The 17,979-nt window shown below is 69.6% G+C and carries 19 protein-coding genes and 1 pseudogene; 5 read left to right on the top strand and 15 right to left on the bottom strand.

The genetic code is table 11. The features are described from left to right. Positions 1–32 precede the first annotated feature (32 nt). The 3 genes from ELQ92_RS13570 to ELQ92_RS13580 form a co-directional block, all read right to left on the bottom strand. Entirely contained in the window at positions 33–329 is a 297-nt protein-coding gene (locus tag ELQ92_RS13570) for a DUF1905 domain-containing protein (RefSeq protein ID WP_128499853.1), read from the bottom strand. A gap of 183 nt (positions 330–512) precedes the next feature. Beyond that, on the bottom strand, positions 513–851 hold the full coding sequence (locus ELQ92_RS13575; protein WP_128499854.1) for a hypothetical protein: 339 nt from the start codon (positions 849–851) through the stop codon (positions 513–515). Positions 852–937: 86 nt separating this feature from the next. Next, complete coding sequence (locus ELQ92_RS13580) at positions 938–1,258, bottom strand: hypothetical protein (RefSeq protein WP_128499855.1); 321 nt, start codon at positions 1,256–1,258, stop codon at positions 938–940. Positions 1,259–1,336: 78 nt separating this feature from the next. Between ELQ92_RS13580 and ELQ92_RS13585 the strand changes: the two genes are divergently transcribed. Further along, positions 1,337–1,921: an AAA family ATPase gene (locus tag ELQ92_RS13585; RefSeq protein ID WP_128499856.1), complete on the top strand. Its 585-nt coding sequence runs from the start codon at positions 1,337–1,339 to the stop codon at positions 1,919–1,921. Positions 1,922–2,081: 160 nt separating this feature from the next. Here ELQ92_RS13585 and ELQ92_RS13590 read toward each other — a convergent pair whose 3' ends face one another. Next, positions 2,082–2,765 (bottom strand): SLC13 family permease, encoded by a 684-nt coding sequence (locus ELQ92_RS13590; RefSeq protein ID WP_128499857.1) that lies wholly within the window; start codon positions 2,763–2,765, stop codon positions 2,082–2,084. On the opposite strand from ELQ92_RS13590, the pseudogene ELQ92_RS13595 reads away from it, so the two are divergent. Continuing rightward, a pseudogene (locus ELQ92_RS13595) lies at positions 2,668–3,101 on the top strand (LLM class flavin-dependent oxidoreductase); the annotation flags it as partial. The gene ELQ92_RS13590 and the pseudogene ELQ92_RS13595 overlap by 98 nt on opposite strands. A gap of 160 nt (positions 3,102–3,261) precedes the next feature. Here the strand turns inward: ELQ92_RS13595 and ELQ92_RS13600 are convergent. From ELQ92_RS13600 to ELQ92_RS13620, 5 genes are all read right to left on the bottom strand, one after another. Beyond that, positions 3,262–3,507, bottom strand: a complete 246-nt coding sequence (locus ELQ92_RS13600) for a hypothetical protein (protein WP_128499858.1) — start codon at positions 3,505–3,507, stop codon at positions 3,262–3,264. A gap of 176 nt (positions 3,508–3,683) precedes the next feature. Beyond that, positions 3,684–4,796, bottom strand: coding sequence for a spore photoproduct lyase family protein (locus ELQ92_RS13605; protein ID WP_128499859.1), 1,113 nt, complete (start codon positions 4,794–4,796; stop codon positions 3,684–3,686). 55 nt (positions 4,797–4,851) lie between these two features. Then, on the bottom strand, positions 4,852–6,438 hold the full coding sequence (locus ELQ92_RS13610; RefSeq protein ID WP_128499946.1) for a ribonuclease J: 1,587 nt from the start codon (positions 6,436–6,438) through the stop codon (positions 4,852–4,854). 494 nt (positions 6,439–6,932) lie between these two features. Further along, positions 6,933–7,328, bottom strand: a complete 396-nt coding sequence (locus ELQ92_RS13615) for a hypothetical protein (protein WP_128499860.1) — start codon at positions 7,326–7,328, stop codon at positions 6,933–6,935. Positions 7,329–7,435: 107 nt separating this feature from the next. Beyond that, on the bottom strand, positions 7,436–7,759 hold the full coding sequence (locus tag ELQ92_RS13620) for a DUF7882 family protein (RefSeq protein ID WP_128499861.1): 324 nt from the start codon (positions 7,757–7,759) through the stop codon (positions 7,436–7,438). 377 nt (positions 7,760–8,136) lie between these two features. Here ELQ92_RS13620 and ELQ92_RS13625 point away from each other — a divergent pair, with 377 nt between their 5' ends. Both ELQ92_RS13625 and ELQ92_RS13630 read left to right on the top strand, forming a co-directional pair. After that, positions 8,137–9,441, top strand: a complete 1,305-nt coding sequence (locus ELQ92_RS13625) for an ice-binding family protein (protein WP_128499862.1) — start codon at positions 8,137–8,139, stop codon at positions 9,439–9,441. A 79-nt stretch (positions 9,442–9,520) separates the two neighbouring features. Next, positions 9,521–9,757, top strand: coding sequence for an SDR family oxidoreductase (locus tag ELQ92_RS13630; protein ID WP_128499863.1), 237 nt, complete (start codon positions 9,521–9,523; stop codon positions 9,755–9,757). Here ELQ92_RS13630 and ELQ92_RS13635 read toward each other — a convergent pair. Beyond that, positions 9,745–10,548, bottom strand: coding sequence for a hemerythrin domain-containing protein (locus tag ELQ92_RS13635; protein ID WP_128499864.1), 804 nt, complete (start codon positions 10,546–10,548; stop codon positions 9,745–9,747). The two genes, ELQ92_RS13630 and ELQ92_RS13635, sit on opposite strands and share 13 nt — an antisense overlap. Before the next feature lie 292 nt (positions 10,549–10,840). Between ELQ92_RS13635 and ELQ92_RS13640 the strand changes: the two genes are divergently transcribed. Further along, positions 10,841–13,741: a lamin tail domain-containing protein gene (locus ELQ92_RS13640; RefSeq protein ID WP_128499865.1), complete on the top strand. Its 2,901-nt coding sequence runs from the start codon at positions 10,841–10,843 to the stop codon at positions 13,739–13,741. A 219-nt stretch (positions 13,742–13,960) separates the two neighbouring features. Here the strand turns inward: ELQ92_RS13640 and ELQ92_RS13645 are convergent, their stop codons facing one another. The 5 genes from ELQ92_RS13645 to ELQ92_RS16810 form a co-directional block, all read right to left on the bottom strand. Then, positions 13,961–14,194: a hypothetical protein gene (locus ELQ92_RS13645; RefSeq protein WP_128499866.1), complete on the bottom strand. Its 234-nt coding sequence runs from the start codon at positions 14,192–14,194 to the stop codon at positions 13,961–13,963. Positions 14,195–14,398: 204 nt separating this feature from the next. After that, entirely contained in the window at positions 14,399–14,617 is a 219-nt protein-coding gene (locus tag ELQ92_RS13650; RefSeq protein ID WP_128499867.1) for a CDGSH iron-sulfur domain-containing protein, read from the bottom strand. After that, entirely contained in the window at positions 14,614–15,615 is a 1,002-nt protein-coding gene (locus ELQ92_RS13655; protein WP_243695039.1) for a glycosyltransferase family 2 protein, read from the bottom strand. Before ELQ92_RS13655 ends, ELQ92_RS13650 begins: the two co-directional genes overlap by 4 nt. A 68-nt stretch (positions 15,616–15,683) precedes the next feature. Further along, on the bottom strand, positions 15,684–16,739 hold the full coding sequence (locus ELQ92_RS13660; protein WP_128499869.1) for an iron-containing redox enzyme family protein: 1,056 nt from the start codon (positions 16,737–16,739) through the stop codon (positions 15,684–15,686). 101 nt (positions 16,740–16,840) lie between these two features. Continuing rightward, positions 16,841–17,782, bottom strand: a complete 942-nt coding sequence (locus tag ELQ92_RS16810; protein ID WP_424980217.1) for a hypothetical protein — start codon at positions 17,780–17,782, stop codon at positions 16,841–16,843. Between the last annotated feature and the right edge of the window lie 197 nt (positions 17,783–17,979).

A 17,979-nucleotide genomic window follows, 5' to 3' on the forward strand; every position in this document is an offset into this window, starting at 1 on the left:
TGGCGCCCTCGGGGAGGCGAGCCGGCGAGCCGTCAGGATCCGATCACCGTCATCCTCACGTCGACCACACCATCGAGCGCGATCCGCTCCGCCCGGCGGACCTTATCCCGCACCGGCAGCACGTAGCCACCTTCCTTCGGCCACAGCGACGTCCTCCACTCGGTGTCGCCGATGCGGACGGACACCGGGACCATCCCCCAGCCGTAGGACACGACAGGAACGCGCTCGCCGAGGAGATCAGCGCCGTCCTCGGGGATGCGCGCGAAATGGATGGGGGCCGGACCCCGCCATTCGAACACGGGACCGCTGAAGTGCAGGGTCGCGACCATCGGCCACTCCTTCCCCCGCGCCACGCTCCGACTCATCCCAGAGTAGGAGCGCGAGGGTCGGCCGGCCCATCCCCCGATCGGGCCGCCGTCGCGGGCCGCCGTCACCGCGCCGTGAGGGCCGCAGTTCGGGTGCGAGGGCGCCCCGTGGAACTGTCGCCCTCGAGCCGCAGTAGCTCTCTCGTTTTAGGGGGTGGGGAGGGGGCGGGTGGCGTTGACCGTGCGGTCGCCGTCGTCCGTGGGAGCCGGCGCCTGGCGGAAGAGACTCAGGATGCCGCTCGAGAGGAAGAGTGCGACGAGGAGCACGATCGCGACGAGGAACATGATCGCGCGGCGTCGACGGTAGGAGGGCAGTCGCGTCGGGCCGTCCTCGTCGTCATCGTCGTCGGGCTCCGGACGCTGCGATGACGCGATCGGCGTCACGGGTGAGTCCCGACGTGCGGCCGGCGCCGCGAACTGACGTTCCAGATCGCTCGGGGTCTCGAAGTCGAGGTGATCGATGTCGTCGGAGCGATCGGATGCCATGCCCGACATGCTACGTGACGGAGAGGCGGAGCGGTGCGGTCGATCCGCGGTCGATCCGCGCTCCATCCGGCCGCGCCCGCCGCGGTCTAACTCGCGCCGAGGAGCACCGAGATGTCGATCACGAGCACGGGCAGTCGCACGATCAGCACGACGATCGATGCGAGGAACCCGAAGGCCGAGAGCCCGGCTCCGCCGAGTGTCGGATCCGCCTGGAGCCGCTTGCGGGAGCGCAGTCCGAGCAGGAAGCCGAGGACCGCGACGCCGATCGCGACGTAGATCACCCAGAACCACGGGGCGAAGAAGCACGCGACCGCGAGACCGCCCGCGATCGCCGAGAGGATCGCGACGACGTCGGTGCCCTCATGGGCGACGTCGGGCGCGGGTGTGAACCGTCTGTCGGCTGGCATGCCCTCCAGCCTACGACCGTGGCGGGGTGCGGACGGCGGTCTCGCGGGCCCCGGTGCCCCCACCGATAGGGTCGGAGCGTGCTGCTGTGGATCAACGGGACGTTCGGCGTCGGGAAGACCCACGTCGCCCACGAGCTGCATCGCCAGGTCCGCGGAAGCGTCGTCTCCGACCCGGAGCTGCTCGGCATCGGGATCCAGCGCATGTACCCGCCGGAGCTGCGCGTCGACTTCCAGGAGACGCCCTGGTGGACGCCGACCATCGCCGAGCTGCTCGCGGATCTCGCGCTGCGACACCCCGGCCCGGTGATCGTGCCGATGACGCTCGCCGACCCCGACCGCCACGAGACCGTGTTCCGCACCCTCCACTCCGCCGGTGTCGAGACGCATCACGTGACGCTGCTCGCGTCCCGCGACTCCGTGCGGCGCCGCGTCCGCGCGCGCTTCGAGGACCCCGAGGGCTGGCCGTTACAGCACTTCGACGACAACGACGCGGCCCTGCGCACCGACCGCTTCGCGACCCACGTCGAGACCGATCGGATGTCGCTCCCCGAGGTCGTCGAGGCGGTCGGCGGGATCGCCGGGATCCTCGTCGCCTACTCCCGCGCGGATCGACTGGGCCTCCCCCTGCGCCGAGCGCGGATCACGTTCCGTCACATCCGCTGACGGGGGGATGGTCCGTCCGCTCGGTCGGCGAACGTCTGCATCACGCTGTGCGAATCCCCGGTCGTGACGTCGGAACTCCGGTGCGGTGGAATCATCCTCACTCGACATAGCTAGACGACTTGGCTATGTACAGCGGGCCGCGAGAGCGCTAGGCCACCGGTCAGAGTGTGAGCGCGAACGCGAGGGTCGCGGCGACGACGGTGATCGGGGCGACGATGAGACCGAGTCCGGCGAACCTCCACCACGAGATCTCGACCCCGAGCGACGTCAGTCGCCCGTGCCAGAGCAGCGTCGCGAGCGACGCCCACGGCGTCACGAGGGGGCCGGCATTGACGCCGATGAGGAGCGCGACGAGTCGCTCCGGGCTCCCGGCGGCGGGCTCGAACGCGAGATACGCGGGGAGGTTGTCGAGCGCGTTCGCGCCGACCGCCGACACGGACGCGAGCCGGAGCAGTTCCGCCGGTCCGTCTCCCGTGCCGGCGAGAGCCGCCACGGCGTGCGTGAGGCCGAGGCCCTGCGCCGCGTCGACGGTCAGGAAGAGTCCGGAGGCGAACAGCACGAGCTGCCACGGAAGCAGCGAGAACCGCAGGGCCGACCGGCGGCGGACCGCGAAGACGACGGTCAGGACGACCGCCGCCGCGAGGGCGGGGGCCCAGACCTCGAGCCCCGAGACGAGCGCGGGGGCGAGGACCACGAGCACGGTGACGGACCAACGGAACAGCACACGATCCCGCACCACGCGGGTGGCGGCGGAGCACGGCCGCACGGTGCGGTTCGGGCTCAACGGCTTCGCGATCGTGCGAGACAGCGAGAAAGAGGCGCGCGAGCAGTTGCGGGAGATCATCGCGAAGACGGACACAGCCTCCGTCGAGGGCTTCCGGAAGTCCGTGCAACAGGCCGGACCGTCGACGAGCGACAAGAAGGGCATGTGGGCGGATTCCTCGTTCGAGGACCTCGTCCAGTACAACGAGGTTTCCGCACCCAGCTCATCGGCGACCCGGAGTTCGTCGCCCGCCGCATCATCGAATACAAGAAGAAGGGCGTCGACCTCTTCCTCCTCGGCTTCCTGCACTTCATCGAGGAGGTCGAGGCCTTCGGGGAACGTGTGCTCCCCATCGTGCGCGAGCTGGAGGCCGATCTGGCGCGCAGCGGAGACGAACGTCGTCCCGCCGCGCGCTGACGAGAACGTCCGCGGACCGGGTGGGCAGCCCGGGGTCGCGAATGAAGCGCCGCGAGCGTGGTGGCGTTGAGGGGCGGATCTTCTCCACGTCGTACACCCCGCCCGGTCTCTGACGGCGACGGAAGGAATTAAGCGCTGCGGAGTCTCGGGCGCGAACCCCTCAGAACGGGGCGACGGCGATCGATACGGCCATCTGGGCGAGTGCGACGGCCGTCGCGGTCATCGCGAGCAGCCAGAGGACGGGACGCCGCGCGGCCGCCTCGGCCAGGTGACGCCGGTCGCGGTCCGAGAGCTCGTCGACGAGAGCGGCGAGCCGCTGATCGGCGGTGTGACTTCCGCCCACGAGGTCGACGCCGGTTCCCTCGGTCGAACGCTGCGGCAGGGGACTCAAGGTGGTGGTGGTCATGGCACTCCTTCGGATTGTTCGGGCGCGTTCGCACGGCCCATCCGAGAGACCGCGCACCCGCCGATTCATGACGCCGGTTCATGACGGTGGTGGCGGGAACGTCGTCGATCCGTCCACGGCGAAAGGGCCGATCCGGATCCGACGCCACCGCGGCTGAGCGCTCGACAGGCCCTGCACTAGAACGCGTAACGGACCCGGCACCACGGCGCGTACCGCTCCACGAGCTGCAGGAACTCGCGCAGGTACTGCTGCTTGTCCTCCCAGCGGTAGCGGACGTTCGCCTGACCGTTCTGCGACACCTTCGCCTCTTGCAGGTCGGGACGCCAGAGCACTTGTTCGGCCTTCGGATGCCAGCCCGTGTTGACCTCGTGGAGAGCGCGGTTGTGGGTCAGGAAGATGGCCTCGCACGCCATCTGCGCTTTGGCCGCCGGCGAGGTCGACGCGTCGAGCTGCTGCAGGAGCTCCGCCCACTTCTCCTGCCAACCGTCCTCGATGATGACGGGACTGAAGTTGACATGCACCTCGTATCCGGCCTCGACGAAGTCGTCGATCGCGGCGATCCGCTCGGGTACAGGCGACGTGCGGATGTCGACGAGCTTCGCCGTCTCTGCAGGCATGAGCGAGAAACGCACGCGCATCTTGCCCTGAGGGTCCCACTCGAGCATGTCGCGGTTGACGTACTTCGTTGCGAAGGACCCCTTCGCGTTGGGAAGCGCACCGAAGAGCTCGGCGAGATCGCGTACGTTGTCGCTGATCATCGCGTCGACGCTGCAGTCGCTGTTCTCACCGAGGTCGTAGACCCAGAGGTCCGGGTCGCACTGGTTCGGCTCGAGCTTGATGCCCTGCTTCGTGGCGTGCTTGGCGATGGCCGCGGCGATCTGCTCGATATTGGTGAACGTCGTGACCGGGTTGCTGAAGCCCTTGCGTCGCGGAACGTAGCAGTAGACGCACGCCATGGCGCAGCCGTTCGCGTGCGAGGGCGCGATGAAGTCGGCCGAACGACCGTTCGGACGCACGGTGAGGGTCTTCTTCGTGCCGAGCACGAGCGCCTCGGTCTTGATGCGGACCCAGCGCCGCACATTCCGCTCGTCGCCGTGCAGCTCGGGGATCTGCCAGTGGCTCGGCACCTCGACGACCTCGGCCTCCGGCCACCGCGCGAGGATCTGCCGACCCCGCTCGGCGGCGGCCGCCGCCGGTTCCGCATAGATGCGCGTGATCTCGAGCAGCGGCCGCGCCGGACGCGGGAGAGCCTCGGAGGACGGAGAGGACGGAGCGGTCACGGTATCCATGTCCCCTCAGTCTCCCCGTGACCACCGACATTCGGTCGGGCTCCGAGCGGTCGTCCTACTCGTCGACGACGATCGTCGTGACGACGGGGTTCCGGCGGTGCCGGCGCGAGAGCCAGCGACCGATCGTGCGCGTCATGAGGGCCTCGAGCTCGTCGGCCGAGGTCTTCGAGCGCGGGCCGGCGCCCGCGAGGGCCTCGGTGATCGCCTTGTTGGCGTTCTCCTCCCAGCCCTTCTCCTCGACGAAGCCGCGCGCGAAGAACTCGAGCGGCTCGAGGAGCGCGTTCGTCGTCGAGTCGACGATCGCGAGGATCGTGATCGTGCCCTCCTCGGCGAGGACCTTGCGGTCGTTCATGGCGGTCTCGGTCGCGAGACCCATGGTCTGCCCGTCCACGAAGATGTATGGCGCCGGAATGCGGCCGCTGATGCTCGATCGACCGTCGACCAAGTCGACGGAGACGCCGTTCTCGATGACGAAGACCTGGTCGTCGGCGACGCCCGTCTTGCGCGCGAGCGCCGCGTTGGCCGTGAGGTGACGCCACTCGCCGTGGTACGGCAGCACGGCTGAGGGCTTCACGATGTTGTAGCAGTAGGTGAGCTCACCGGCGCTCGCGTGGCCGGAGACGTGCACCTTCGCGTTGCCCTTGTGCACGACCTGCGCGCCCCAGCGTGTGAAGGCGTTGATGATGCGGTAGATGGCGTTCTCGTTGCCGGGGATGAGCGAGCTCGCGAGCAGGATCGTGTCGCCCTCGCCGATCTCGATGATGTGCTCGCGGTTGGCCATCCGCGACAGTGCGGCCATCGGCTCGCCCTGCGAGCCGGTGCAGATGAGGACGGTGTTCTCGTCCGGCATCTTCTCGATCGCCTTCATGTCGACGAGCATGCCCTTGGGGATGCGCAGGAAGCCGAGCTCGGCGGCGATGCCCATGTTGCGCACCATCGAACGTCCCACGAACGCGATCTTGCGACCGTGGCGCTCGGCCGCGTCGATGACCTGCTGGATGCGGTGCACGTGGCTCGCGAAGCTCGACACGACGATGCGACGGGGCGCGGTGCGGAACACCTGGTCGATCGCGGGGGCGAGGTCCTCCTCGCTCGTCGTGAAGCCCGGGACGTCCGCGTTCGTCGAATCGGTGAGGAAGAGATCGACGCCTTCGTCGGCGAGACGCGCGAAGCCGCCGAGGTCGGTGATGCGACGGTCGAGCGGGAACTGGTCCATCTTGAAGTCGCCGGTGCAGAGCACCGTGCCGGCGCTCGTGCGGAGCGCGACGGCGAGGCCGTCGGGGATCGAGTGGTTGACGGCGAAGTACTCGGTGCCGAAGGGACCGAACTGCACTTCGTCGCCTTCCTTCACCTGGACCGTCTTCGGCGTGATCTTGTGCTCCTCGAGCTTCGCCGTGACGAGCGCGAGGGTCAGGCGCGAACCGACGATGGGGATCGTGGGCCGCTCCTTCAGGAGGTACGGCACCCCGCCGATGTGGTCCTCGTGTCCGTGCGTGAGGACGACGGCCACGACGTCTTTGAGGCGCGAACGGATCGCGGTGAAGTCGGGGAGGATGACGTCGATGCCGGGCTGGTTCTCCTCGGGGAAGAGCACGCCGCAGTCGACGATGAGCAGCTTGCCCTTGTGCTCGAACACGGTCATGTTGCGGCCGACCTCACCGACGCCGCCGAGGGGCGTCACGCGCAGACCGCCGTCGGCGAGACGGCGGGGCGTGGGGAGGTCGAGTTCGTGGCGGGGGGTCTTCTTGAGAGTCACGTATGGGTGCTTTCGGAACGGGCGTCGCTCGGTGCGGCGCGAGGGGTGGCACCACCTGGGGTGCCGGAGTCGATGGGCCCCGACGCGCGACCGAGAGGATCGGAGACGCGGTTCCGACGATGCTGATGCACGCGTCGTCGTGGGGGCGGGGATGTCGCGGAATCACCTCGGATGGAGAGCTCCCGCTGTCGGTGCGGACCTCCCGTGGAGAGAACCGCAGACCCTCTACCTTCCCACACCCCGCTGCGCATCGCTCCGGCGACCTCACTGGAACCCCTGGGCGCCCCCTCCGCGACCCCTGCGCGACCCCTGCCGCGCCGCCCCGAAACGACGAATCGCCGAGCCGGATGACCGGATCGGCGATGCCGGAAGCACCGTCCTCAGCGCCGTGTGCCGTCGTCGAACGTGATGTCGAGATCAAAGAACCGGTCGACGTCCTCCTCGCCATCGAAACCCGTGCGGGGACCGTCGCCGCCCACGACGATCTCGGCGACACGGGCCGGACGCACGGAGTCGAGTTGGCGACGCAGTTCGACGGTCTCCTCGGAGAAGTCGACGTCCCCGCTTTCCCACGGGTGCGGGATGGAGAGCACGTCGTTTCCGACGCCGATGACGAGCTCGGCCCACTCGTGCGCCCCGCTGTCCTCGAGCACGATCGGCAACCGTACAGCCTCGGCGTGGCCGCGCTTGGCCAGGGCAGCGGTGAGTTCGACGAGGGTGGCCGCGGCGTCATCGGAGGTGATCACGTTTTCGCCGGCGTAGGTGATGCATCGCATTCGCTCACTCTGTCGCGAAGCGCCCGGGACCGCGTGGCGTTGCGCAATGTGGATCGACCCCGTATGCAGTGCCCGCCGCAGAGTCGGAGAGCGCTCGCCGTGCGGAATCAGCCGGAGGCCGGGGAGCCCTCGACCGGCTCGCGTTGGACGTCGAGGTCGAGGCCCCTCGTCGAGTGCGTCGCCGTGATCATCGTCTCGAGCCAGGCGTGATTGAGCGCCGCCGTGCGTGACCCGGCGAAACGGAAGCTGACGACGGCGGCGGGACTGATCCATACCGAGACCCGGCCGTACGCCTCCTCGTGGGACGGTGACGTCCACGACAGGAGGAAGCTCTCGTGGCGACGCATCTTCTGGGCGAGGACGACCTGCACGTGCGCGAGGAACCGATCCTCGAAGTCGTAGCTCTGTCCGTCGACATTCATAGATCCCATGCGACCCATGATCGCATCACGCGAGCGATCTGAATCGACGGTTGCGCGAGCGCCCTTCAGTCCACCTCACGGAGCGCATCGACGATGCCTGTCGCTCTCCGGTCGTCGCCCGCCTCCATCCCCCCTTTCGGGGCGAGACGGCCGGCCGCACCGCGGGGCCGAGCACGACGATCGGCCCGACCGGCCGCAGAAATCCGCACCTCCCGGGGGTCCGCTCACACGAACGACGACCGTGGAAGAGCGCCGGGCCGATTGCCAGGCGCCCGCCGCGCTCTTGCGGACGAGCACTCCCGGGTGTAGTCAGAGGTTAACGGGGAACATACTGACGCATCGACTGCGTCCACTCTGGTGCCTCCTCTTCGCAGTCAGGTGCCGCCATGGCCCCCTCGGTCCATTCATCCGCCCTCCCCCGCTCGGCCGCCACTCTCGGCCTCGCCGCCGTACTCGCGCTCGCGTTCGGGTCGGCCGCCCACGCGGACATCATCATCGACGGCCCCGTGAACCTCGGTCGCGCGGCAACCTTCGCCGTACTCGGCGACGAGACCGTGACCAACACCGGCCCCACCGTCGTGAACGGCGACGTAGGGCTCAGCCCGGGGACCTCCGTGACGGGATTCACCGAAGGACCCGGTGTGATCGTGGGAGGCGAGCTCTACGTCAACGTCGAGGAGGCCGAGGACGCTCAGACCGATGCGTCGGCCGCGTTCGGCGTCGCCGATTCGCTCACGCCGCAGGAGAGCGGAATCACGCAGCTCGACGGCCGCTCGCTGACTCCCGGCGTCTACTCGGGCGGCGCGATCGATCTGGCCGAGAACGGCGACCTCGCGTTCTCCGGTTCGGCCGAGAGCGTGTGGGTCATCCAGGCGGACAGCTCCCTCACGATCGGTTCGGCGACGGTCATGACCTTCTCCGGCGGCGCGAGCGCCTGCAACGTCTTCTGGAAGGTCGGGAGCTCCGCGACCATCGGAAGTGCGGCGCAATTCGCCGGAACCGTCATCGCCGGCGAATCGGTCACGGCGAACACGTCGGCGGTCATCGCCGGCCGGCTCCTCGCACTCACCGGGGCCGTCACACTGGACTCCAACCTCATCACGGCTCCCGAGCCCTGTGGAGCCGGCAGCACGACCGAGACGACCACGCCGGAGATCATCTCCGATGCTCCCGATGACGGCACGGTCGGCACGGAGTACGCATTCGACATCGAGGCCGACGGCACGCCCGATTCGAGCTTCACGGTCGTCGACGGCGCTCTCCCGCCGGGTCTCGAACTCGACTCTGACACGGGCACCCTCTCCGGCACGCCGACCACTCCCGGCAGCTACGACGTCACGGTCGAGGCCGACAACGGCGACAGCGTGACCGACACCGAGTCGTACACCATCGTCATCGTCGCGGCCGCGGTCGTTCCCGCGCCGGCCCCGACCGACGGCCCCACCCCGGCGCCACTCCCCGGCTCGGGCGGTGACGGATCCGGTGACGGATCCGGCGACGGCTCGGATGGCGGCGACGGCTCGGGCGGCGGCTCCGGAACCTCCGGCGCGGGCGGCTCCGGCGAGCCCCTCGCCGTGACCGGCTCGGAATCCACCGTGCCGATCATCGCGGGCACGCTCGTCCTCCTCGCGGGAATCGCCCTCACGACCGTCGCCGGCCTCCGCGGTCGCACGTCGCGCACCGCGCGCTGACCCCACCCAAAGAGCTACACCCGTCCGAGGGCGCCAGGTACACCTGGCGCCCTCGGCTGCGAACTAGCGCCCTCGCGAGTTGAGTGCGCGCGGCATCCGCGCGAACTCCGTCTCGCACCGAGTCACGCGGACCCGGCTCGGCGACGATGCGTTCTCGCGGTTCCCCGAGCTCATCGAACCGCAAGCGCGTCGCACGGTGCTCGGCCGGATCGGTGAGGCCGACGACGTCGCCGCCGTGATCGGTCTCCTCGCGTCGGACGAGGCTCGTTGGGTCACCGGTCAGGACGTCGAGGTCTCGGGAGGTTACGACCTCTGACGGGCCCGACGCACGAGGGCGACCACCAGGAGCACTCCCGCGATCGCCGAGGCGGATGCGGCGGCCCTCGGCCGACCGGGGCGAGGGTCGACACGTGTCGACGAATCCTCGCCCCGCCGCATGGCGGGAAGGTGCTCGATCGAGTGTGCGGCTCGAGTGAGGGCGGTCGTTGTGGCGAGCAGGGCGCTTTCCCCTCGACCCGCTCCGCGCAGGCGGAGGGCGTCGAGTCGATCACGCGACCGGTCGAGCACCGACAGCGGCAGCGCGGCGATGACATTGCCCGGCGGGCGCCGCGCCACGATCGGGTGCGCGCGCGTCGGCGCGATCCGCCGCGTCACCTCCCAGGCGAGACCGAGGAGCCGAAGTCGGCCAGCGGGCACTCGCTCCTGCAGTCGGGGGAATAGTTCGTCTTCCTCGTCCCGGACGTCCTCGCGCAGCACGTCGACGAGTCGGTCGATCGCCGCTTGGCGCTCGACCGAGCCGAGTTCGAGATCCTCGAGCCGCGTCACGAGTTCGTTCACCTCCTGGTGCTCCTGCTCGACCTGGAGGGTGAGCTCCCCGCCGTCCGGAAGGACCCGGCGCATGACGGGCCAGAGCACCGATTCCTCCGCGAAAGCGTGAGGGAAGACGAGACGGTAGAGATCGAGCAGCACGGGCAGCTGCTCCTCGTGCGTCGATTCCCCCAAGCGCTGCAGGAGCCGGTCGAGCTCGATGTGGTCGCTCTTCTGACGGGAGAGCACGCTCATGCGTCCCCCCAGTTCCGCGACGCTCTGATCGGCGACGGATCTCATCCTGTCCTCCTCGTGTTCGGTCGGCCCAGTATGGGCAACCGCCGGAGGTCGTGTCGTCCCTCTTGCGCGGTTGTGTGTGACGTGCTGTCCCGCTGGCGCCCTGCTCGAAACGAGGGCGGTACACCGGTGCCGAGGGCGCCAGGTGGACCTGGCGCCCTCGTGCGGCAGTAGCCCTTTCGGGGCGGAGGGGACGGCGTTTGCTTGGTGTTCACCCAGGGTTCGCCGGGTGCCGACAGACTCGACGACGGCTCACGTCCCCGGGCCGCCACACGCTCGCCTCGAAGGGCACCCCATGCGCACACCCACCCGACCATCGGCGCGCGCGCTCCTCGCGCTCGCCGCTGCCGCACCACTCCTCGCGACCCTCGCGATCGCTCCGACCGCGACCGCCGCAGAGGCGTCACCCATCCGCATCAACGAGATCGCCCAGAGCAACGCCGTCCCCGGCGACTGGATCGAGTTCACGAACACCGGCACGACGGCCGTCGACGTCTCCGGCTGGATCATCAAGGACGACAAGGACGAGCGCACCGACGCGCTCCCCTCCGGTTCGATCGTCGCCCCGGGTGGCTACCTCGTGATCGGCGAACCCGAGATGACCTTCGGCCTCGGCCGAGCCGACACGGCCCGCCTCTACCTCGCCGACGGCACGACCCTCGTCGACAGCTACGCGTGGACCGACCACGCCGCCACGAGCTACGGCCGCTGCGCCGACGGCACCGGCGAGTTCATCCTCACCGTCGAGCAGACCCGCGGCACCGCGAACGCCTGCTCCCTCGACGCCGTCGACGCCGTCGTCATCAACGAGATCGAGTCGAGCGGCGGCGAGCCCGGCGACTGGATCGAGCTCACCAACACGGGCCTCGTCGCCGTCGACGCCACCGGCCTCGTGCTCCGCGACAGCGACGACACGCACACGTTCGTCGTTCCTGCCGGGTCGACGATCGAGCCGGGCGCCTTCCTCGTCGTCGGCGAGCCGGAGATGACCTTCGGTCTCGGCGGAGCGGACAGCGTGCGGCTGTTCGACACGGACGGCACGACCCTCGTGGACGAGTACACGTGGTCGATGCACTCCCCCACGACCTATGGACGTTTCCCGGACGGCGGCGGCGGCTTCGTGCAGACCCTCGAGTCGACACGAGGCGCCGCGAACGCCGTGCCCGCGCCGGAGGGCGCCGACGTGCGGATCAACGAGATCGAGTCGAACGGCGGAACGCCGGGTGACTGGGTCGAACTCGTCAACCCGACGGCCGCGGCGATCGACCTGAGCGGCTGGATCGTGAAGGACAGCGACGACACCCACGTGAGCGTGCTGCCCGCAGGGTCGCGCATCGCGGCAGGGGGATTCTTCATCGTCGAGGAGACGCAACTCGGCTACGGCCTCGGTGCGAACGACGCCGTGCGCCTCTTCGCTCCCGACGGCGCCACGACTGTCGACCAGCACGCCTGGACGGGCCACGCGGCGACCTCCTACGGGCGCTGCCCCGACGCGGCCGGTGAGTTCGTCCTCATGACCTCCGTCACGAAGGCCGCCCTGAACGACTGCGGTTTGCCCGTGCGCATCAACGAGATCGACTCGAGCGGCGCCGATCCCGTCGACTGGATCGAGATCGTCAACAACGGCGCGACGCCCGTCGACATCTCGGGCATGATCCTCAAGGACGACAACGACGCGCGCACGCTCGCGATCCCGGCCGGGACGACCGTCGAGGCCGGTGCGCACCTCGCGATCGACGTCGACGTCGACGGCGGCTTCGGTCTCGGCGGCACCGACTCGGCCCGACTCTTCGCGGCCGACGGCACGACTCTCGTGGACGCCTATTCCTGGACCGGGCACGCGGCGACGACCTACGGCCGCTGCCCCGATGGGACCGGCGAGTTCGCCGCGACGACGGAGCCGACGAAGGGAGCCCCGAATGCCTGCGAGGGCGACCTCGTCACGGCACCCTGGCCTGGTGACGAGTCCGTCTCGACGGTCGACGAGGCCGGTTACTTCGGCAGCAACATGAGTGGTCTCGTGTTCGAGGACACCGACACGGGTTCCGCCGGCGCGACCGGCGCCGACACGCTCTGGGCCGTCAAGAACGGTCCCGGCACGCTCTACCGTCTCGACAACATCGACGGCCAGTGGACCCCATCGTCCACTCCCGGGTGGGAATCCGGCAAGGCGCTGCACTACGCCGACGGAACGGGCGACGTGGACGCCGAGGGCGTCGCGCTCACCGACGCGGGTTCGGCCGGCGGCGTCTTCGTCTCCACGGAGCGCAACAACGACGTCTCCGGCACGAGCCGCCCGTCGGTCATCCGTTACGACGTCTCCGCGACGGGGACGGAGCTCTCGGCCGACCGGGAGTGGAACCTCGCCGCAGACCTCGCGAGCGACGTCCCGACGATCGGCGCGAACGCCGGTCTCGAGGGCATCACATGGATCCCGGACGCCGACCTCCTCGCGAAGGGCTTCGTCGACGAGAGCACGGGCTCGCTCTACGACCCGGCCGACTACCCGGGCCACGGCGGCGGCCTATTCGTCGTCGGACTCGAGGCCACCGGTTCGCTCTACGTGTACGCGCTCGACCAGGACTCGACGGACCTGCAGCGCATCGCGACGATCGAGAGCGGGTTCCCGAGCATCATGGAACTCGAGTACGACAGTGCGACGGACCTGCTCTGGGCGGTGTGCGACGACACGTGCGACGGCCGCTCCGCGATCCTCGACATCGACGCCACTGCTCCTGCTCCGGCCGAGGGCGCGATGGGAATCGCGGCGGCCCCCGGCGCCTTCGGGGTCGTCCTCGTCGTGGAGCGTCCGGCCGACATGCCGAACGTGAACAACGAGGGCCTCGCGATCGCGCCGAACGATCAGTGCGTCGACGGTGTGAAGCTGGTCGTGTGGTCGGACGACAACGGCACGGACGGGTTCTCGCTTCGCGAAGGCACGATTGTGTGCACTCTCGCGGAGGTCCCGGGCGAGCCCACGCCCGGTGACCCTACGGACCCGACGGACCCGACGGACCCGACGGTCCCCGACGACGGCATGGCGCCGTCCGGACCGGACGCGGATCCGGACGCGGGCGATGGCCTCGCCGTCACGGGAGCCGAGCCCGCCGGGGCGCTGCTCGCGGCGCTCGCGCTGCTCGTCACCGGCATCGGAGCTGCCCTGATCCACGGCCGCCGCCGCGAGACGACGAGCTGACATTCACGCCTCTCGCTGACGAACCCCCCGCGACCCTGTGGTCACGGGGGGTTCGTCGTCCCTCACGACTATTGCCGGGAATCGAAGCCCGCACACCAGGGGGGGCGCCGAAGGCTGCACTTCGGGTGCGAGGGCGCTAGGTCTACCTGGCGCCCTCGGACGGGTGTAGCTCTTTGGTTGCTCGTAGCCGAGGGACTCGACGATGGGGCGGGAGGACGGTCACTCGCCGAGGTACCGCCTCAAGACGATCTCGACGGTGCGCAGCCGCCAGCGCACACGCACCGCGGTGAAGCCGCGGCGCTGCAGTTGCCGAGCGCTCTGCTCATCGAGCCGTAGACCCGGCTCGGGGCTGTCGCGCCAGCCCGACGTCGAGTCGTAGACCTCGCGAATGCGAGGCCGGGCGTTGGTCGATCCGAATTTGCGTTCGCCGTACGGCGTGACTGTGAGGGCCACCAGAACTCCACTACCGGGTCGGGACGGTACAGAGGGTTCGATCTCGGCGCCGGTGCAGAGCTCGTGAGAGGGCGATGCCCTCGAGGACTGTTCGCCACGCTACTCCTCCCCGGTGGACGTCTCTCCCCCATTCCAGGGCCGGCGGATGAAGACCGGGTGACGTCCCGCTCCGAACCGCTGCCGACGTCCGACGGCCCGTCGCGTTCACTCCGGCGCCGGCGGCTCCGTCCGGAAGTTCACGAGTTTGTGGGTGCCGTCGCACCACGGCTTGATCGCCGAGACGCCGCACCGGCACAGCGCGACCGTGCGTCGTTTGGGCACGATCTCCTCGCCGTCGGGCCCCACGATCACGACGTCGCCGCGTACGACGAGCGGTCCGTCCGGATACGGCGAGATGCGGACCCGTTCCTCGTCACGAGTCACGACGGACCTCCGACTCCCGCGACCCGGTCGCGTACCTCTCGAACAGAATGCGCGGCCACCGGCATGCGCGCGCCGCGATAGGGGACGCCGCCGCGTGCGCGGGCGACGACCGCGAGCCAGCTCGTGACGGCGCGCTCGAGCAGCCACAGCGGTGCCCAGAGCGACGATGACGGAGGGAACGCCGCCGCGCCGCCCGCCGTGCGACGACCGGCCTCGGCGAGCGCGACGGTGACCACCGTGACGGCCACGAGCCGCGTCGGAGTGCGGAGGGAGGACACGACGATGGGGGCGATCGCGAGCTCGACGGCCAGGTGCCCGGGCCGCGCCCACTCGTCGTACGCCTGCCGGACGCGCTGCTCCAGGAAGCGGCGCGTCGTCGGTGGCCGCCGGGCGACGAAGACGTCGTCGGCACGCTCCTCCCGGCCACCGGCGGCGCGCACCGTGCGCAGGAGCTCGAGGTTCTCGAACAGCACGTCGCCGTCGTACCCGCCCGCGCGGAGGAGCGTCGAGCGGCGGAAGGCGAAGGTCCCGGGGAAGTCACCACCCGTCGCACGCGCGAGCAGCGAGCGCGCCGTGTCCCACCGTGCGTGCCACGGCATCGGTCGGAAGACGTTCTGCGGACGCACGATATCGGCGTCGGAGAGCCGGGTGAGCACGCGCGCGAGCGACTCGCGGTCGTACCGCACGTCGTCGTCCGCGATCACGACGCGCTCATGGCGGGAGCGACGGATCCCCGTCATCACACCAGCGACCTTCCCGTTCCGGCCCGGCCACGGCTCGGCCGGGATGAGCCGGAGTGCCGTGGGACGCGACTCGTCGACCCACCGGCGCCGATGCGCTGCGAGGATCGGGGCGTCCGACCCGTCGACGACGGTCACATCGATCCAGCCGTCGAGTCGGCGCAGGTAGTCGGCGAGCTCGATCGACCCCTCACCGGTCTCCTCGTCCTCGTTCCACCGCAGCGGCAGCACGTACTCGGCATCGAGCCGCTTCTCCACGCGAGCCCCTCGATCAGCACGGACGCCGCGATCGTCACGGACGCCGCCGGGGGTGCTCGGAGCGTCGCTCATACCGACCGTGAGGACGAGCGAAGTGAGGACCGGCCGGCTTCGAACGCCTCGAGGATGTGGTCGGCGAGCAGTCCGTCGACGTACAACCCCGCGCTCGCCCCGAAGACGATGTCCGCGAGGAGGTGTGGCTCGTCCTCGGCGAGCGACCCGGCGAGATCGTGTGCGGCGATCTGCTCGTGCACGGCGTCGGCCTCGACGTGCTCGTCGAAGTACTCGGTCACGTCCTCGCCGAAGCCAAGCCGCCGGAACGCGTCGCCGTAGGACTTGTTGGGGATCGACGACGTCATCTCGAACGCAGCGAGGTGGCCGGCGATCGCTCCGCGCAGTCGTCGGTTGAGGCCGAACATCGACATGACGTTGAGCGATGCGAAGGTGATCGCGGGGATGTCGTCGAGATAGGCACCGTACGTCGCATCGAGTCCGACACCCTCGATCGTGCGCGCGAAGATCGCCGCGTGCTGCCGTTCCGGCCGCCCGGCCCCGTACTCGTCCGACTGGATCTCGACGAGCGCGACCTTGCTGCGCCCCTGCAGGCGCGGGATCCCCCACGAATGCGGATCGGCCTCGCGAAGTGTGTAGACGGTGCGTTGGATGAGGAATTCGCGTGCCTGCTCGGCCGTCGCCTTCCGCGCGAGGAAACGCGACAGGCTCGGACCGGGCGTTGGCTTGGTGAGCTCGAAGAGCATCGCGGCGACCGCGGCGCTCCGGGCCTCCGGGAGTTCCGGCATCGGCACGACGTCGCGCAGCCGGCCGTCGAACGTCGCCTCGATGCGCGCACGCCCCGAGAGCAGGTCGACGTTCCATTCCCAGACACCGTCCGGGTCGACGAGTCCGCCGTAGTGCAGGGAGTAGAGCAGGAAGAGTGTGAACTGGATGTCGTCGTCGACGATGACGTCGCTCGTCGACGCGAGCGTCCCCTGCACGGCGTCGTGCCAGGACGTGATCGCGCCCACATCGTCGGGGCGGCTCTCGAGGAGCTGAAGGAGGGAGGCGCTCAGCGGGCCGCGCGCGCTGAGGAGCGTCGACGACGCCCGCATTCCGATGTCGGTCATGCTCCCCAGTGTCGTGAGCCGGTCGACGCTGCGCAGCCCCTTGCGAGTTGGCCGCCCATCGAGGAAGACACCCCTAGACGAACACGATGCCCGGTCGATCTTCACGGAATCGTCGGCGCTTCCTCGCAAACCTGCGACACTGGAACATGACGTATCCCACCGTGTTCCGCAACACCCGGAAGAGCGAGCGCGCTTTCCTCGCCGATTACCAGCCGGAACAAGCGGGGTGGTCCGACAGTACGGGCACGACGGTGCTCATGTACGCGCTCAAGAACGCCGACCCGCTGGCGCGTGTCGCCATCGCCAATCGGCTGATCGACGATGGCGCCGACACGGCGGCCGAAACGGGCGATCACGTCAACGCCCTGCACACGCTGCTCTCGGCGATGCAGCACGACTTCGCGACCGAGCCCGCTCTCCTGCAGCGCCTGATCGACGGCGGTGCCGACGTCAACCTCTGTTCCGGTCAGCGCTACGGCACACCGGTGCAGGCCCTCAGTCGGATGACGGCGTTCTCGGACGGCACCCTCGCGCCCTTCTACGACGTGCTCTTCGCCTGCCCGCAGCTCGACGTCACAACGCAGAGCCGCACGGGCCGCAGCGTCATGGACAGCGCCCGCGCGGCGGGCGCCCGCCGCGGCGACCTCCTGGCCCGCTGCGAGGCGCACCTCTCTCACGCTGCCGCTTGAGCGACGCGCCGGCGCACCCATGCCGGGGCCGGTGAGGGTCACGACGACGCGCTCCCGCGCCTCCCGCTTGCTGTCTATCCCGTGCTCGGCCCGGTAGTCCTTGAGGGCGCTATCCACTTCGTCGGCGAGCCAGAGCAGGGCGAGCTCGCGCAGCGCCGTGAGGTTGCCGAGGCGGAAGTAGTTCGACAGCGCGGCGTCGATGCGTTCGGCGGGGTAGATCCGGCCACCGGCGAGCCGGTCGCGGAGCGCGTCGGGGGCGAGGCCGATGACCTCGATCTGACCGGCTGCGCGCAGCCACGGTCGGGGATCGTCTCCCGTTGCGGGATACCGAGTACGTAAGAGGATGTCGAGCAACGGACGGCTCCTCCTGGAGGCGGTTCACGCCCGCCGATACGGCTGGCGGTGCCCGATATCGGGCACCGCAACCGAGTAGACACCCGAGATCGCACCCGTTCCGCCGTCCTCACGGAATCCAAACGCACGTGCCCCCACCGCCACCCCCGGCATTTGCGTACGCAACAGTCATCCGCGGGTGCTATTTCACCCGCGGA

This window comes from Labedella populi (genome assembly GCF_004078655.1).
Taxonomy (GTDB): Bacteria; Actinomycetota; Actinomycetes; order Actinomycetales; family Microbacteriaceae; genus Labedella; species Labedella populi.

Bases quoted from the DNA above. Each gene is read 5' to 3' on its own strand.
- ELQ92_RS13605 (WP_128499859.1), bottom strand. From the start codon at position 4,796: ATGGATACCGTGACCGCTCCGTCCTCTCCGTCCTCCGAGGCTCTCCCG.
- ELQ92_RS13660 (WP_128499869.1), bottom strand. From the start codon at position 16,739: ATGACCGACATCGGAATGCGGGCGTCGTCGACGCTCCTCAGCGCGCGC.
- ELQ92_RS13580 (WP_128499855.1), bottom strand. From the start codon at position 1,258: ATGCCAGCCGACAGACGGTTCACACCCGCGCCCGACGTCGCCCATGAG.
- ELQ92_RS13620 (WP_128499861.1), bottom strand. From the start codon at position 7,759: ATGGGATCTATGAATGTCGACGGACAGAGCTACGACTTCGAGGATCGG.
- ELQ92_RS13600 (WP_128499858.1), bottom strand. From the start codon at position 3,507: ATGACCACCACCACCTTGAGTCCCCTGCCGCAGCGTTCGACCGAGGGA.
- ELQ92_RS13575 (WP_128499854.1), bottom strand. From the start codon at position 851: ATGGCATCCGATCGCTCCGACGACATCGATCACCTCGACTTCGAGACC.
- ELQ92_RS13615 (WP_128499860.1), bottom strand. From the start codon at position 7,328: ATGCGATGCATCACCTACGCCGGCGAAAACGTGATCACCTCCGATGAC.
- ELQ92_RS13610 (WP_128499946.1), bottom strand. From the start codon at position 6,438: ATGACCGTGTTCGAGCACAAGGGCAAGCTGCTCATCGTCGACTGCGGC.
- ELQ92_RS13625 (WP_128499862.1), top strand. From the start codon at position 8,137: ATGGCCCCCTCGGTCCATTCATCCGCCCTCCCCCGCTCGGCCGCCACT.
- ELQ92_RS13640 (WP_128499865.1), top strand. From the start codon at position 10,841: ATGCGCACACCCACCCGACCATCGGCGCGCGCGCTCCTCGCGCTCGCC.
- ELQ92_RS13590 (WP_128499857.1), bottom strand. From the start codon at position 2,765: ATGATCTCCCGCAACTGCTCGCGCGCCTCTTTCTCGCTGTCTCGCACG.
- ELQ92_RS13570 (WP_128499853.1), bottom strand. From the start codon at position 329: ATGGTCGCGACCCTGCACTTCAGCGGTCCCGTGTTCGAATGGCGGGGT.
- ELQ92_RS13635 (WP_128499864.1), bottom strand. From the start codon at position 10,548: ATGAGATCCGTCGCCGATCAGAGCGTCGCGGAACTGGGGGGACGCATG.